The sequence below is a fragment of the Providencia lanzhouensis genome (genome assembly GCF_050469745.1).
In the GTDB taxonomy this organism is placed as follows: Bacteria; Pseudomonadota; Gammaproteobacteria; order Enterobacterales; family Enterobacteriaceae; genus Providencia; species Providencia lanzhouensis.
In genome coordinates, this window is record NZ_CP174123.1 from 47,584 (window position 1) to 64,053 (window position 16,470).

Below are 16,470 nucleotides of genomic sequence, written 5' to 3' on the forward strand. Positions count from 1 at the left end.
CTAACCTGCTTGTTTAAATAAGCTCGCCATATCCACTATTACCCCTTTCCCTTTTAACCGTTCATGCATGGTTTTTTCAGGTTGGCGTTGTGAATAGATATAACGTAAATCCGTATCAGGTAAGCTATCCCAGTCGCTGGGCTTGACTACCTTTATAGCCGAAACCTTTTTACTCTTGGAGGGCTTTTCTAGTTCTGACACTACCGTTTCGCCTTCCATCAACCACTGCAAAACAAGAGGCAGTAACTTTTGTCTTGTCATCGTTGGATTCTGGCTAAACGCTTTTTTAATAGTGGGAATTAACAGGCTTGAATCGTAATCCTCTTTCAGCATCAGATATAAATGACGCTGATCTTCGGTATCTAACTCTTGAAGGGCTTTTTCTTCTGGTGTTTGTTCTTGTATCGCTGCGATATCTAGCTGAAGTTGGATTAACCGTTTATCAATCTCGGGAACGACTAGATCAGAATAACGAGCAATGCGTTCTGGGATACCCGAGCGTAATGCCTCTAGCATGGGGTGCACAGGCTTTAACTCATCTTGATACACTTGCCGCAATAAACCAGCGGTAATACGCTCATTGCCTAAAGCTAGCGCACGGAGCTGAGCGAGTACAAAAAGTTTTACTACAATGTCCATCACTCCTTGGCTTAGCTCATACCACACATCACGGACCTCATCCGATAACAGCGCATCTTTGCGTTGTAAAAGCTGTAATTGCCAAAGATTATCCGTAAAAGCGATCCACTCTTGATTGGGCTTTCCACGTTGCGTTTGTTGTATAGGATCCCAGAATATAGCTCCAAACCCTGCCCCTCTACGTGCAGACCGCAAATCAGCCTCAAAAATCTCTCGTGCTTTAGGGGTACCAATCAACATCACTGGTACGCCAATAATATTCACCATCGTCACAAAAAAGTTCAGCATCTCTTGAGATCCACCCGAACGAGAGCGGCTTAAATGCTGAATTTCATCAATAACCAACAACCCTAAAGCATGTGCATTGGCTATTTGCGACATCAAAGCCAACATGGTTTCTATACCATGACGTTTTAAGCCATAACGACGCTCATAGTTCGAGCCCAAGGCTCGATCCAACGCTCTGAAAAAATTCAAGCAGATTTCTTTTAGCGAACCATTATGCGAGCAGTCTATTTTCAAATACACCACCTGCTCTACATTGAGTTCACGATGGTAAATCACCTGAGGATACGTGGCTAGAATACGATGAAGAGAGGTCGTCTTCCCACTACCAGAACAACCAATTAACAATAAGCTTTGTGCCGTAGATCGTGCCTCCTCAAAGCGAAATGTCTCCAACTCTCCCGTTTGAACACGCTCATAACCATTTTGTAAATGCTTTTGTAAATCTCCTGTTTTAGGATTTCTGCCTACGTAGCCACCTCGAATCATGACCGAAATACGCTCACTTAGTAGCAAATGCGTACCTAATGGCTGAAAATAGTCATCTGGAATACGACAAATGGTATGAGCTCTGATAACACGGGACTTTTGCAAGTCAGAGGAAGTAAGCTGTAAAGAGGATTTCAGTGATGCAGCACTATTCACTGACTCTTGTAATGGTGGTAAGGCCTCGATAAAAGGATTATCACGATAAGCCTCTACCCCCGTATCACGATAAACTGCTTGAATCCGGGTAGCACTCATGACTCATCCTTTTCTGGTGGATCCTGAAATAATTCAGGCACGTATGTGGGTAGGCTGTAATCTTCTTGATCATCCGCTTCCACTGCGTTGAAAGGAATAACTTTAGCCTCATCACCTGAAGAGCTTGGCTTCAAATGCTCCGCACGTTTTTTACGCTCCGAGGTCACGGCTTCTTTTTTATTAGTTTTAATCTGCTTAATGCGTGTTGATTTGGGCTCAGTAGTACTGGGCGTTAACTTATTCGCTTTCTGAATGGTTTGCTGAATAAACGCCTCAAGCTCCCTGCGTTTAGTTAACTCATCCTGCTTCGCATTGGCTTTATTGTGTTTTTCTTGTGCTTGTATATCCCAAACCTCCCAAAATGAGAGACCTTTAAACTGCCGACTACGTTCCGTCAGATTACAGCGCCAAAATACACGGCTGCCAACTTGCGGAAACAAATAAATCGTATCAACCAGCACTGGGTCATAAGCCGCTTCTAAATGTTGAGGTCTAGCTATATCAGTGCTCCGCTGCAACCAACCCTCACGCAGAATCTCTGACCCCGAGTAATACAAACCCCACAAATTAACGCCAAATGAAGAAATAGAGACCTTTCGGCGAGGCAGTAACGCTACTCGCAACTGCTCTTGCTCCACAGCCCTTAAACTACCTGTACGATGCTGCATACCCCATTGCCATAGCTGGACAGGAATAGACGGTAAATCTGTAGGAAAATCAGCATCTCGATCGTATTTATCCATCACCAGATGGTTATTTCTGAATAAGATCGTACGCAAAATAATTTGTGTGAACTCAAATACCGACAGAGATGCATCTAACCTATAGTCTGTTTCACCATGGCTTTTGATCCGACTGCCCTCTACAATGCCAGGTGCAAAGGACTTAAACTCGGCTTGTAGTGTTCTAAAAGTGCTTTCCACTATGCCTTTAGCATCGCCACGTCTAGGTGGAGCACTTTCCACTCGCACATTAAAACTAGAAACTAAGGCTTCGACCTGATGACTCATTAATTCGCCACGGTCCGCTAGCAACACATCTGGCAAACCTACACACGGCCAGTCTGAGCTACTAATCTCAATATCATGCTGGGCACAAATGGCCGTTTTGTCAGAGCAAGCATTTACAAAAGCCTGCATCGCCACCACATAAGACGGATTTTCAAAGCCGATATAAAAGCCCGTGATCATCCGACTAAACACATCAATCACAATGTAAAGCGTTGGTCTTCCTATGATTTTTTGGCGATCATGATGATCCACTAAATAAATATCAGCAATCGTGGCATCAATCTCATAACGACTCCCAGGGCCTAACGCCTGAGAAGTGGCTGTACTACTTAAGGGTCGTACGTCTTTTTTATATACCCCTGCTTTAACTCTAGACTTTAAGCGCTGAGCTTTAGGGTATTCTCGATCATAAAAATAACGAAACTGACGTAGTGTTGGGTAATCCTCTTGGGGAATGCGAGGAAAATACTGAGCAAACAAGTCCACAAATCGTCTATAGGCAACGGTGGTCTTTGTACCTTTTTGATTTAACAGGTGCTTTTCTATGGTCAACCTAAAAAGGCGTTCAATCTCGGGCGTTACCTTGGTTCCTTCACCCTTACCATATTCTCTGGCTCGGCCAATCTTTGCTGTTCCTGTCGCTGAACGTCTTTCCCCTGGTGCTCCGCTGTTTTTGTAGTCAGGAATTAATGCATTAGGCGTTTGACCACGCTGCCAGTAACGGCGTAACAACTTATAAACTGTAGCCTTAGTAACCTTATGTTCTTGGACCACATGCTCAACGAGTTCGCTTCTGACTTTAGGGTCGAAACGATCCTTACTATTAATAATAGGAAGAATTTTTCGATAATCCTCCTCGCGCTTCTGGAAGCTGACAGAATCTACAGACGGCTCTTCTAAATCAAGATGTACATAAGGGTCATCAGTTCTAACTAAGCGGCCTTCATCTAAATACTGCATTAGCAACAACTCAGCCCTAGCTTGTGGAACTCCTTTATCAGCGCTTATTTGCATCCAGACAACTTGGCCATCCTCTATAGCCAAAATGCGATACGGATCATTATCAAATAGCACAACCTCATTAATTTGCCACATAGCGCAACTCCTCCATATTCACTACTTGGCTAATACAGAGATCTGCACACTTATTTGCCCTGAAAGACTTATAAATATTGAACTTAATAAAACCATTTGCGGTTAAGGCTCGTATCTCACTCAATGTTTTGCCTAACTCCAAATCATAAGCAATATCAACCTGCTTACAGACATTGATAATGTTTTCATCTCCTTTTTCTTGCAGGATATGGGCCAATGGGGATAGTTGTGCTAAAAGCTCCGCAGAAACTTCTTCTGTTTTCACTGAATAAAGCCATTCAATATTTTCTTTTACTACGGGATTTATTTCTTTATCAGTAAAAATGAACCAAGGAATTTGCTTTTGCTGCCAATAGCGACGCTCTAGTTCTAGTTTTTCTAAGGTACGCTCGTCTTGTAAGGCTGCTGCAGGTTTGACTTGAATAGCAAACTGCTCAAAAGGACCATCTTTGCAGTCCACTAAAAAATCAGTAGACATAACCTGATCTACACCACGAATAACAGGATGCTTAATACCACTATCTATTGCAATCTGCCTGGTATCACTAGGTAATAAGGGGAACTGCTCGCGTATATCTAGCACGCTGCTCTCCCACTCAAGACTGAGAAAAACAGCAAGCTCTAAGTCAGATAGCAAATGATGGACTCGTCCCGTCTTATGAGAATAAATACGGTGGGAACGACCTGAAGAAGGAACTTCTTGTACTGTTAGCCATGGAATATAGTCTTTACCATGCCCTTGGCCACGCCCCTCTTTAATACGACGGGCAATTTGCACTTCAGAAAATGAAGAGTTTGCTTTAGCCATAACAAAAGTCCAGTATGCTTTTTCACAGCATAACTGGACTGATTTCAGTTTACAACTATTCTGTCTAGTTTAAGACTTTATTGTCATAGTTTAGATCTATTTTGTTCAGTTTAAGACTTTATTGTCCGCCCACAGCTGGATTTTTAAATCAGAACGAGATTACTCAACAGTCACTGATTTTGCTAAGTTACGCGGCTGATCCACGTCAGTTCCTTTGATTAACGCAACATGGTAAGAGAGCAGTTGCAGAGGAACAGTGTAGAAAATTGGTGCGATTAACTCTTCCACATGCGGCAGGGGAACAATTTTCATGTTTTCACTTGCCACAAAACCAGCATCTTGGTCAGCGAACACATACAGCAGACCACCACGCGCGCGAACTTCTTCAATGTTAGATTTCAGTTTTTCTAACAGTTCGTTGTTCGGAGCAACGATGATAACTGGCATATCTGCATCAATTAACGCTAATGGTCCATGTTTTAATTCGCCCGCTGCATACGCTTCGGCGTGGATATACGAAATCTCTTTCAGTTTCAGTGCGCCTTCAACGGCGATAGGGAACTGATCACCACGACCTAAGAACAGTGCGTGGTTTTTGTCTGAGAAATCTTCAGCTAACGCTTCAATCACTTTGTCTTGAGACAGCATGCTTTCAATACGCGCAGGCAGTGCGTGAAGCGCATGAGCAATACGCTCTTCCAGTTCTGGGTTTGCCCCTTTCAGGCGTCCCATATACGCCACCAGCATCAACAATACCGTTAACTGGGTTGTGAATGCTTTGGTGGAAGCAACGCCAATTTCCGCACCCGCTTTGGTCATCAGCGAAAACTCAGATTCGCGGACTAATGAAGATGCGCCAACGTTACAAATCGCCAGGGACGTTAAGTAACCCAGTTCTTTAGACAAGCGTAAAGCGGCTAAAGTATCTGCCGTTTCCCCTGATTGGGAAATGGTGATCATCAAGCTGCCTTTACGATGTGCCGGTTTACGGTAGCGGTATTCAGACGCAATTTCCACGTCACAAGGAATACCCGCCAATGATTCAAACCAGTAACGCGCAACCATACCAGCGTTGTACGAGGTTCCGCAGGCAACGATTTGGATATGGTCAACTTTGGACAGAATTTCGCTGGCTTTTGGACCTAACTCGCTAAGGTCGATACCATTATCTTGGTTAAAACGCCCTTCGAGGGTGTTTTTAATCGCCATTGGCTGTTCATAGATCTCTTTTTGCATGTAATGGCGGTATGCGCCTTTATCACCTGCATCGTATTGAACATTCGATTCGATTTGCTCACGTTCAACTGGTGCGCCTTGCTTATCAAAAATACGCACAGTGCGACGAGTAACTTCCGCAATATCCCCTTCTTCTAAGTAGATAAAACGGCGAGTCACAGGCAATAATGCCAGTTGGTCAGAAGCTAAGAAGTTTTCGCCAACACCCAGACCGATAACCAACGGGCTACCTGAACGTGCTGCGACTAATAATTCTGGGTTGCGGCTATCCATAATTACGGTGCCATAAGCGCCACGTAATTGTGGGATCACGCGCTGAACCACTTCCAGCAATGTGCCACCTTGCTGCTGTTCATGATGAACAAGGTGTGCAATCACTTCAGTGTCAGTGTCTGAACTAAAGATATAGCCAAGTTTTTTCAGCTCTTCTTTCAGTTCTAAATAGTTCTCAATAATTCCGTTATGAACAACGGCAATGTAACCCGAGGTATGAGGGTGAGCGTTACGCTCGCTTGGAATACCATGAGTCGCCCAGCGGGTATGCGCGATACCAGTTCCACCAGAAACCGGATTCTTTTCTGCTTCTTCCGCCAGCATTTGCACTTTACCGACTTCACGTAAGCGTTGCAGATGACCTTCGTGATCAACCACCGCCATACCCGCTGAGTCATAACCACGGTATTCTAAACGGCGAAGACCTTCTAACAGAATTTCCGCGATATCACGTTGTGCGACAGCACCAACAATTCCACACATATTAAGTTATTCCTAAATAAAGGGGTTATTCCCCTCTTATTGTCGCAACCTGATTATTGTTCAGCTTTCGCTGTTCCCCAGCCTTGTAGAAACGGGGAATTTTATTGTTTTGTTTGTTTGCTACTTTGTAGCGATTTTTATATTAAAAGATACTGACCGACATTGCTTAGACTGCTAATTCTTAGATAACTAATTCGTTCATAGCTAATCATAGGAGAGACTTGAATATCTCTCCTCTATATTTACTTATGTTTTATTTACTTATTTTTTCTTTACTGGGCGCTGCCAGTTTTTAATGTGTGTCTGTTTCACGCGGCTCACTACCAGCTCACCTTCGTTAATATCACGAGTGACCGTGGTACCAGCGCCAATGGTTGCGCCATTAGCCACACACACAGGAGCAACTAACTGAGTGTCAGAGCCAACAAACACATCATCACCAATAACCGTTTTAAATTTATTCACACCATCATAATTACAGGTGATCGTGCCCGCACCAATATTCACATTACTACCAATCTGAGCATCACCCAGATAGCTTAAGTGACCCGCTTTAGAGCCTAAGCCCAGCGTGGCATTTTTCATTTCAACAAAGTTACCCACATGGGATTTCGCTGCTAATTTAGCACCAGGGCGTAAACGAGCGAAAGGTCCAACAGTACATTCCGTGGATAATTCAGAATTTTCAATCACTGAGTATGGGCTGATAATTGAGTTATCGCCAATCACACAGTTTTTTAGTACGCAGCCTGTTTGGATCTGAACGTTATTACCCAGCGTCACGTTACCTTCGATGATCACGTTGGTGTCGATCACCACATCGCGACCGTGAGTTAAGGTTCCGCGAATATCAAAACGCGCAGGATCAATCAACATCACACCCGCTAACAGTAATTTTTCAGCTTGTTCTTTTTGGTAGATGCGCTCTAACGCAGCTAATTGCAGACGGTTATTAACCCCTTCCATTTCACTGAGATGGCTTGGGTGAACGGTCGCAATTTTGTTACCTTCTTTATGAGCAAGAGCAATGATGTCGGTAATGTAGTATTCACCTTGGGCATTGTTATTGTTCAGTTGGCTCAGCCAGCGGTTAAAGTCTTTTCCGCTTGCAACCATAATACCGGTGTTGATTTCTTGGATTTTACGCTGTTCTTCACTGGCATCTTTCTGTTCGATGATACCAACGACTTCGCCGTTTTCGCGGATAATGCGACCATAACCGGCTGGGTTATCTAGGATAACAGTGAGTAAGCCAATGCCGCCTTCTGGCTTAGCTTCTACCAGTCGTTGTAATGTGTCTTTAGCGATCAAAGGTACATCGCCATAAAGCATGACAATATCTTCATCATCTTGGAAGTGAGGAGCGGCTTGCTGCATCGCGTGGCCAGTACCCAGTTGCTCTGCTTGCAGAACCCAATTGAGGTTTTGTTCACCCAGTTTTTCTTTCAGTAAATCACCGCCATGTCCGTATACCAGATGAATATCCGACGCACCGATTGATTTCGCTGTATCAATCACATGCTGAACCATTGGTTTACCTGCGAGTAAATGCAGAACTTTAGGTAAGTCTGAATACATCCGTGTGCCTTTACCGGCAGCTAAAATCACGACACTTTTTCTTTGCACAGTCATATTTTCCTGAAACTCCAACTTTGGGGTGAAAGTAAACCTATTTCCTGTATAAATTACTACATATTTCGCACAAATAAAAAAGCCAGTTAGTCAAACTAACTGGCTTTTTCTATATTGCTATCATTACATAAGCTTTTTAGTTAACTCGATAACTCGAAGTTTCGCTATTGCTTTTGCAAGTTCTGCTGATGCCTGAGCATAATCAACATCGCCGTGTGCTTTGCGGACATGTTCTTCCGCTTTGCGTTTAGCTTCCACTGCACGAGCTTCGTCTAAATCTTTACCACGGATCGCTGTATCAGCGAGTACGATAACACCTGTTGGTTGAACTTCTAAAATACCGCCGGAGAGGTAAATTAGCTCTTCTTCACCAAACTGCTTCGTAATGCGTACCATGCCCGGTTTTATGGCAGTCAGCAGCGGGGTATGCTGCGGATAAATCCCCAACTCACCTTCACTACCTGTCACCTGAATTTTTTGTACTAAGCCTTCAAACATCTGTTTTTCCGCGCTTACTACTTTCAGGTAGTATGTCATTGCAGCTACCATATCAACCTCTCGTCAGATGGATTAAAGCTTTTTCGCTTTTTCCACAGCTTCTTCAATGGTACCAACCATGTAGAACGCTTGTTCTGGCAGGTGGTCGTAATCACCGTTCAGGATGCCGCTGAAGCCACGGATAGTGTCTTTCAGAGAAACGAACTTACCTGGTGAACCGGTAAAGACTTCTGCAACGAAGAATGGTTGAGACAGGAAGCGCTGGATCTTACGAGCACGAGCAACAACCAGTTTGTCTTCTTCAGACAGTTCATCCATACCCAGGATTGCAATGATATCTTTCAGTTCTTGGTAACGTTGCAGAATAGACTGAACGCCACGAGCAACATCATAGTGCTCTTGACCAACTACCAGTGGGTCTAATTGACGGCTGGTAGAATCCAGAGGGTCAACCGCAGGGTAGATACCCAGAGATGCGATTTGACGGCTCAGAACTACGGTTGCGTCTAAGTGAGCAAAGGTGGTTGCTGGTGATGGGTCAGTCAAGTCATCCGCTGGTACGTATACCGCTTGAACGGAAGTGATAGAACCAGTTTGAGTTGAGGTAATACGTTCTTGCAGAACACCCATCTCTTCCGCCAGCGTTGGTTGGTAACCTACCGCTGATGGCATACGACCTAACAGTGCTGATACTTCAGTACCTGCCAGTGTATAACGATAAATGTTGTCAACGAACAGCAGTACGTCACGACCTTCGTCACGGAATTTTTCAGCCATAGTCAGACCAGTCAGCGCAACACGCAGACGGTTTCCTGGTGGCTCGTTCATCTGGCCATAAACCAGTGATACTTTATCCAGAACGTTTGAGTCGGTCATTTCATGATAGAAGTCGTTACCTTCACGGGTACGCTCACCAACACCGGCGAACACTGAGTAACCTGAGTGCTCAATCGCGATGTTACGGATCAGTTCCATCATGTTTACTGTTTTACCAACACCCGCACCACCGAACAGACCTACTTTACCACCTTTCGCGAATGGACAGATTAAGTCCATTACTTTGATACCGGTTTCCAGCAGTTCAGTTGAGTTAGCTAACTCTTCGTAGCTTGGTGCAGCACGGTGAATAGACCAGCGCTCTTCTTCGCCGATATCACCTTTCATGTCGATTGGTTCACCCAGAACGTTCATGATACGTCCCAGAGTTGCTTTACCGACTGGTACTTCGATTGGGTGCTCTAGGTTTACAACTTCTAAACCACGGCTCAGACCGTCTGATGTACCCATTGCGATACAACGGACAACACCACCACCTAACTGTTGTTGAACTTCCAACACCAGTTTTTCTTTACCGTTAATAACCTCAAGAGCATCGTACACTTTTGGTACGTTATCTTGAGGGAACTCGACGTCCACAACGGCGCCGATTACCTGGATAATCTTTCCAGTAGCCATCTTGAATCCTCTACGTAATTCGTAAACCTAGCTGTTAAACCGCGGCAGCACCAGAAACGATCTCGGTCAGTTCCTGAGTAATGCTGGCCTGACGAGCTTTGTTGTAAACCAACTGCAACTCTTTGATCAGGTTTCCACCGTTATCTGTAGCGGCTTTCATCGCTACCATTCGAGCGGCCTGCTCACTAGCTAGGTTTTCAACGACGCCCTGATAAACCTGCGACTCGATATAACGACGCAGCAGGGTATCCAGCAACGCCTTAGGATCGGGTTCATATAAATAATCCCAAGATTTCTTCTTCAGTGTTTCGTCATCGCTTGCAGGCAATGGCAGTAACTGAAGAATCGTTGGCTCTTGAGACATTGTATTGACGAACTTGTTGTTCACCACATACAGTTTATCTAAACGCCCTTCATCATAGGCTTGTAGCATAGAGTTAACCGGGCCAATCAGGTCAGAAAGGGTCGGGTTATCCCCCATTCCGGTTACTTGTGAAACGACATTGCCGCCTACAGAACCGAAGAATGCTACCGCTTTAGAACCGATTAAAGCCAAATCAACCTGAACGTTTTTCTCAGACCACGTTTTCATATCTGCTAGCAGTTTTTTGAACAGGTTAACGTTCAAACCACCACACAGACCACGGTCTGTTGAAACAACCAAATACCCGACGCGCTTAACTTCGCGCTCTTCGAGATATGGGTGTTTATATTCCAGATTACCTAATGCAAGGTGACCAATCACACTGCGCATGGTTTCTGCATAAGGACGGCTGGCCGCCATGCGTTCCTGCGTTTTACGCATTTTGGACGCCGCGACCATTTCCATCGCTTTAGTGATCTTCTGTGTGTTTTGCACACTTCCAATCTTGGAACGTATCTCTTTTGCGCCGGCCATTTCTGCTTCTCCTTATTAACCAGACGGCCCATAAAAATTCACGGGCCGAATAGTATTACCAGGACTGGGTGGCTTTGAATGACTCGAGCAGTTTATTCAACTTAGCTTCGATATCATCGTTATATTTGCCCGCCAGACCAATTTCGTTCATAAGGTCAGCATGCTCGCGCTGTGCAAATGAAACTAATGCAGCTTCGAATGCACCAATTTTTGCTAACTCAACATCGTCCAGATATCCACGTTCTGCAGCGAACAGAGACAGTGCCTGCTCTGCTACTGACATTGGTGCATACTGTTTCTGTTTCAGCAGTTCAGTTACTTTCTGACCGTGGCTCAACTGTTTACGAGTTGCGTCATCGAGGTCGGAAGCAAACTGAGCAAACGCTGCCAGTTCACGGTATTGAGCCAGTGCTGTACGGATACCACCAGACAGTTTCTTAATGATTTTAGTCTGAGCAGCACCACCAACACGAGATACTGAAATACCTGGGTTAACCGCTGGACGAATACCAGAGTTAAACAGGTTAGATTCCAGGAAGATCTGACCATCAGTAATCGAAATTACGTTTGTTGGTACGAATGCAGAAACGTCACCCGCTTGAGTTTCAATGATTGGCAGAGCAGTCAATGAACCAGTTTTACCTTTCACTTCACCTTTAGTGAATGCTTCTACGTAATCAGCGTTAACACGAGCAGCACGCTCAAGTAAACGGGAGTGCAGATAGAAAACATCACCTGGGTATGCTTCACGTCCTGGTGGACGACGCAGCAACAGTGAAATTTGACGGTATGCGACAGCCTGTTTAGACAGGTCATCATAAACGATCAGAGCATCTTCACCGCGGTCACGGAAATATTCACCCATCGCGCAACCAGAGTATGGTGCTAAGTATTGCAGTGCAGCTGATTCAGATGCAGTTGCAACAACAACGATAGTGTTTTCCAGTGCGCCGTGTTCTTCGAGTTTACGTACTACGTTAGAGATAGTTGATGCTTTCTGCCCGATAGCAACGTAAACACATTTGATGCCAGAATCACGCTGGTTGATGATTGCATCGATCGCCAGAGCTGTTTTACCAGTTTGACGGTCACCGATGACAAGCTCACGCTGGCCACGGCCGATTGGAATCATCGCATCGACTGATTTATAACCAGTCTGTACAGGTTGATCAACTGATTGACGGTCGATAACACCCGGAGCAATAACTTCTACAGGAGAGAAGCCATCGTGCTCAACAGGACCTTTACCATCAATTGGTTGACCCAGTGTATTCACTACACGTCCTAACAGGCCACGGCCTACTGGAACTTCAAGAATACGACCAGTACATTTAACTTTCATGCCTTCTGCTAAGTCAGCATAAGGACCCATAACAACCGCACCAACAGAGTCACGCTCTAAGTTCAGTGCAATTGCGTAACGGTTGCCAGGCAGTGCGATCATTTCACCCTGCATGACTTCGGCTAAACCGTGAATACGAATGATACCGTCGTTAACGGAAACAATCGTACCTTCATTGTGAGCTTCACTCACAACATCGAACTGAGCAATACGCTGTTTGATCAGTTCGCTGATTTCGGTGGAATTCAGTTGCATATGCTCCAGTCCCCTTAAGACTGCAAGACGTCAGTTAAACGCTCTAAGCGACCGCGGACACTACCGTCAATGACGAGGTCTCCCGCACGAATGATCACTCCAGCAATAACAGACTTGTCAATTTTGCAATTCAGCTTAACTTTGCGTGACAGACGTTTTTCCATCGCGGCAGAAATTTTAGCTGACTGCTGTTCACTCAGTTCGTTCGCAGAAAGAACATCAACTTCAACAGTTGATTCCAGCGTATCGCGCAATTGGATAAATTGAGCTAATACTTCTGGCATCGTTGTTAAACGACCGTTTTCCGCCATAACACGAATCAGATTTTGAACATGCTCGTCAATTTCATCTCCACAAACAGAGATAAACGTTTTAGCTAATGTTTCTGGTGCAATAGAACCAGAAAGCAGCTCACCAACCTGTTCATTGCGCGTCACCTCAGAGGTGAAGGCCAGCATTTCCTGCCATTTAGCAACAGCTTGGTTTTCCACAGCAAAGTCAAAAGCTGCTTTGGCGTAGGGGCGAGCTACAGTAGCGATTTCAGACATGCCCCTCCCTCCTTACAGTTCAGCGACTAGTTTATCAACGATGTCGCTGTTAGCAGCTTCATCCACGGAACGTTCGATGATCTTCTCGGCACCTGCGATAGCAAGCATCGCAACCTGTTTACGTAACTCTTCACGTGCACGTTTACGCTCAGCATCAATTTCAGCTTGCGCTTGTGCTACGATTTTTGCACGTTCTGCTTCTGCTTCCGCTTTAGCTTCATCAATCATTTGAGTGCGTTGTTTATTCGCTTGTTCAATGATGATTTGAGCTTCAGCTTTCGCTTTTTTCAGTCGGTCGGTTGCGTCGGTTTGCGCCAGTTCCAGGTTCTTTTTAGCACGTTCTGCGGAAGATAAACCGTCAGCAATTTCTTTTTGACGTTTTTCTATGGCCGCCATAATCGGTGGCCATACATACTTCATACAGAACAAAACAAACAGGACAAACGCGATAGCCTGGCCGAGGATTGTTGCATTTAGATTCACAGACAATACCTCTTATTTATTAGTTAGTTAATGTTCTTAATGTGTGCCGAACGTTAATTAGGCAACAGCGAACATTACATATAAGCCCAGACCAACAGCAATCATCGGAATAGCATCGACCAGACCCATTACGATAAAGAACTGTGTACGCAGCAGAGGAATTAAATCTGGCTGACGAGCAGCGCCTTCTAAAAATTTACCACCTAGGATGCCGATACCGATCGCAGCACCGATCGCCGCTAAACCCATCATAATAGCGGCAGCCATGTACAGCAGATCCATACTCAGGTTTTCCATGACAGTCTCCAGTTTGTTTCAGTTAATACAATTATTGATTAATAAAATTAGTGCTCTTCAGAAGCCATCGACAGATAGACAACAGTCAGAACCATAAAAATAAAGGCTTGTAGCGTAATAATCAGTATGTGGAAGATAGCCCAAGGCAGGCTTAACAACCACTGTGACCACCACGGAAGCAGAGCCGCGATAAGAATAAAGATCAATTCACCTGCATACATGTTACCAAACAGTCGCAGACCGAGTGATACAGGTTTTGACAGCAGGCTAACCCCTTCAAGAATCAAGTTTACAGGGATAAATACCGGATGGTTGAAAGGCTGCATAGTGAGCTCTTTCGTGAATCCGCCAATTCCTTTCATCTTGATGCTGTAAAAGATTATTAGGATAAACACACCAATTGCCATCGACATCGTGATACTCACATCTGCGGTTGGAACAATACGCAGAGCAGGTAAACCTAAGTAGTGCTCACCGATGTATGGGATGAAATCAATTGGAAGTAGATCCAGAAGGTTCATTAAAAATACCCAGACGAACACCGTTAATGCCAGAGGGGCAATAACTTTGCTCTTCCCGTGATACATATCACGGACTGAGTTATCAACGAAACCAATGATCAGTTCTATTGCAGTCTGTAACTTACCGGGTACGCCACTAGTCGCATTGGCAGCAACTTTTCTAAATAGCCACAGGAATAAAGCCCCGAGAACTACTGAGAAAAAAAGCGAGTCAATGTTTAACGCCCAAAACGTTGGACTAGCGTGGGGATCGACCAACTCAAAGGTACGTAGATCCAACTGAAGGTTTCTCAGATGGTGACCTATGTACTCATTTGTAGTCATCACTTCTCCTGATGCAGACATGATGCCTCTTACCCTTTTGTAGTTTAAAAATACTTACCGTTTTACAACGGCTGGTGCAACAATCTGAACAATCAGCACCGCTAAATAGGTCAAACCCAGTGGTGTTATTGACGCTTTAAACACACCAAAAGCAACAACTAAGACAGTAATAGTTGTCACAACCTTTAACCCTGCTCCTAATGCAAAGAACCAGGCAATGCGGACAGGTTCATCCTCTTCTTTTGCTTTTTCAAAGCGTGATAGCAGCATAAATACGATATTAGGTAACCAGCATGCTAACCCACCAGCAAGAGCAGAGGCCCCCCATTCTATACTATTTGCACAGAAAGCCCCACTGAGGATTACAAAAGTTATTAACTGAATAGACAGTTGCTTAGAAGCATTACTGCCATAAAGGGAAACAGACATAACTTTGTGTACTCCCAGCTCTCTCAGCCTAAGAAACGCTAAGGGTTGTAATAAAACTGCCTTTGCTTAAATGTGTCAAGAGACAAAAACGTGCAAATTATACGGGCAGGCGAAATGAATTCAATCAGTAAGTAGCGAAAAGGTGAATAAATATTTAATTTTTTCGAGATAGCGCAGAATTAAGACAGGTAGGATTAATAATTTATTAACGATTCGTCGCCTAAAAATAACTTTATGTGATTAAGATCACAACAAATCTTAATCTCTTGATTAATAACCACACTCTTTATCCGGTTAGAACCCTATTTTTAAGCCATAAATCAAATAATTAAATTTGTTATTTTTTAGGCAAAAAAATGAAAAAATAATTTGGATATTTCATTATTAATGCTAAAACGATTTAGTAATAATATTAGATTAGGAATATTATTACGATTAATGTGATTATTTTTGATATATATTCGTTAATATTCTGTAAATAACAAGTGAATTTAAATTATCTTTATTTTAATTATATATAAAAATAGCCGTAACATTGTAAATGTACGGCTACCGCTCTAAAAGATAAAATAATTTTACTAGAAACTACGTTATTTTTTGAATAATTTAACCAAGTGACGCTGTTCGTCTAATTCTGGAATTTTTAGCTCTGTAATGGACTCAACTTCAAATCCTTCAGGTAGCTGTGTGAGTTCTTCGTTACGAACCACACCTTTTAACGCATAAAAGCGCCCTTCCCTTGCAGGAAGATGGTGGCACCAACTCAGCATATCGTTGAGTGATGCAAAGGCTCTGCTAATTACGCCATCAAATCCATCTTCAACAGGGTACTCTTCCACTCGAGATTGAACTGGCTCAATGTTAGTTAGCCCTAACTCATGCTGAACCTGTTTTAGGAAGCGTATACGCTTCCCTAAGCTATCCAATAAAACAAAGTGAGCATCAGGTCGTACAATCGCTAAAGGTACGCCAGGAAGCCCTGGGCCCGTTCCTACATCGATAAACTTGTCACCCTTAAGGTGATCGTTCACCACGATGCTGTCCATGATGTGGCGAACTAACATTTGTTCCGGCTCACGTACCGACGTTAAATTGTACGCTTTATTCCATTTGTGCAATAAACCAACATAATCAACTAACTGCTGTTTTTGCTTGCCAGTCAGTTGAATGTCGGCCTTTGCCAATAGCTTTGTCAGTTTGCTAAGTAAATCCATA

The 16,470-nt window shown here is 43.9% G+C and carries 15 protein-coding genes; all 15 read right to left on the reverse strand.

The window, feature by feature from the left end:
• The 15 genes from ACIH2S_RS00190 to rsmG all read right to left on the reverse strand — a co-directional run bounded on the left by ACIH2S_RS00190 (position 1) and on the right by rsmG (position 16,469).
• Positions 1–1,668: an AAA family ATPase gene (locus tag ACIH2S_RS00190; RefSeq protein WP_001276994.1), complete on the reverse strand. Its 1,668-nt coding sequence runs from the start codon at positions 1,666–1,668 to the stop codon at positions 1–3.
• Positions 1,665–3,773: a DDE-type integrase/transposase/recombinase gene (locus tag ACIH2S_RS00195; protein WP_000267723.1), complete on the reverse strand. Its 2,109-nt coding sequence runs from the start codon at positions 3,771–3,773 to the stop codon at positions 1,665–1,667. Before ACIH2S_RS00195 ends, ACIH2S_RS00190 begins: the two co-directional genes overlap by 4 nt.
• Positions 3,760–4,581 carry a TnsA endonuclease N-terminal domain-containing protein gene (locus ACIH2S_RS00200; protein ID WP_001029679.1) on the reverse strand — a complete coding sequence of 274 codons (822 nt, stop codon included), beginning with the start codon at positions 4,579–4,581 and terminating at the stop codon, positions 3,760–3,762. The genes ACIH2S_RS00195 and ACIH2S_RS00200 overlap by 14 nt, the downstream gene beginning before the upstream one ends.
• Positions 4,582–4,740: 159 nt before the next feature.
• Positions 4,741–6,573: a glutamine--fructose-6-phosphate transaminase (isomerizing) gene (gene glmS / locus ACIH2S_RS00205; RefSeq protein ID WP_036950619.1), complete on the reverse strand. Its 1,833-nt coding sequence runs from the start codon at positions 6,571–6,573 to the stop codon at positions 4,741–4,743.
• Between the two features lie 261 nt (positions 6,574–6,834).
• Positions 6,835–8,205 (reverse strand): bifunctional UDP-N-acetylglucosamine diphosphorylase/glucosamine-1-phosphate N-acetyltransferase GlmU, encoded by a 1,371-nt coding sequence (gene glmU, locus ACIH2S_RS00210; RefSeq protein ID WP_108479114.1) that lies wholly within the window; start codon positions 8,203–8,205, stop codon positions 6,835–6,837.
• A gap of 123 nt (positions 8,206–8,328) precedes the next feature.
• On the reverse strand, positions 8,329–8,754 hold the full coding sequence (locus ACIH2S_RS00215) for a F0F1 ATP synthase subunit epsilon (protein WP_006660646.1): 426 nt from the start codon (positions 8,752–8,754) through the stop codon (positions 8,329–8,331).
• Positions 8,755–8,775: 21 nt separating this feature from the next.
• On the reverse strand, positions 8,776–10,158 hold the full coding sequence (atpD, locus tag ACIH2S_RS00220) for a F0F1 ATP synthase subunit beta (RefSeq protein WP_006660647.1): 1,383 nt from the start codon (positions 10,156–10,158) through the stop codon (positions 8,776–8,778).
• A 34-nt stretch (positions 10,159–10,192) separates the two neighbouring features.
• Positions 10,193–11,056, reverse strand: coding sequence for a F0F1 ATP synthase subunit gamma (gene atpG / locus ACIH2S_RS00225; protein WP_006660648.1), 864 nt, complete (start codon positions 11,054–11,056; stop codon positions 10,193–10,195).
• A 55-nt stretch (positions 11,057–11,111) separates the two neighbouring features.
• Positions 11,112–12,653, reverse strand: a complete 1,542-nt coding sequence (gene atpA, locus ACIH2S_RS00230) for a F0F1 ATP synthase subunit alpha (protein ID WP_006660649.1) — start codon at positions 12,651–12,653, stop codon at positions 11,112–11,114.
• A gap of 14 nt (positions 12,654–12,667) precedes the next feature.
• Positions 12,668–13,201 (reverse strand): F0F1 ATP synthase subunit delta, encoded by a 534-nt coding sequence (atpH, locus tag ACIH2S_RS00235; RefSeq protein ID WP_036950613.1) that lies wholly within the window; start codon positions 13,199–13,201, stop codon positions 12,668–12,670.
• Positions 13,202–13,213: 12 nt separating this feature from the next.
• Complete coding sequence (atpF, locus tag ACIH2S_RS00240) at positions 13,214–13,684, reverse strand: F0F1 ATP synthase subunit B (protein WP_036950611.1); 471 nt, start codon at positions 13,682–13,684, stop codon at positions 13,214–13,216.
• Between the two features lie 57 nt (positions 13,685–13,741).
• Entirely contained in the window at positions 13,742–13,981 is a 240-nt protein-coding gene (atpE, locus tag ACIH2S_RS00245; RefSeq protein ID WP_004246596.1) for a F0F1 ATP synthase subunit C, read from the reverse strand.
• Positions 13,982–14,028: 47 nt separating this feature from the next.
• On the reverse strand, positions 14,029–14,847 hold the full coding sequence (atpB, locus tag ACIH2S_RS00250; protein ID WP_006660652.1) for a F0F1 ATP synthase subunit A: 819 nt from the start codon (positions 14,845–14,847) through the stop codon (positions 14,029–14,031).
• A 33-nt stretch (positions 14,848–14,880) separates the two neighbouring features.
• Positions 14,881–15,255 (reverse strand): F0F1 ATP synthase subunit I, encoded by a 375-nt coding sequence (atpI, locus tag ACIH2S_RS00255; RefSeq protein WP_036950608.1) that lies wholly within the window; start codon positions 15,253–15,255, stop codon positions 14,881–14,883.
• Positions 15,256–15,845: 590 nt separating this feature from the next.
• Positions 15,846–16,469 (reverse strand): 16S rRNA (guanine(527)-N(7))-methyltransferase RsmG, encoded by a 624-nt coding sequence (rsmG, locus tag ACIH2S_RS00260; RefSeq protein WP_036950606.1) that lies wholly within the window; start codon positions 16,467–16,469, stop codon positions 15,846–15,848.
• Between the last annotated feature and the right edge of the window lies 1 nt (position 16,470).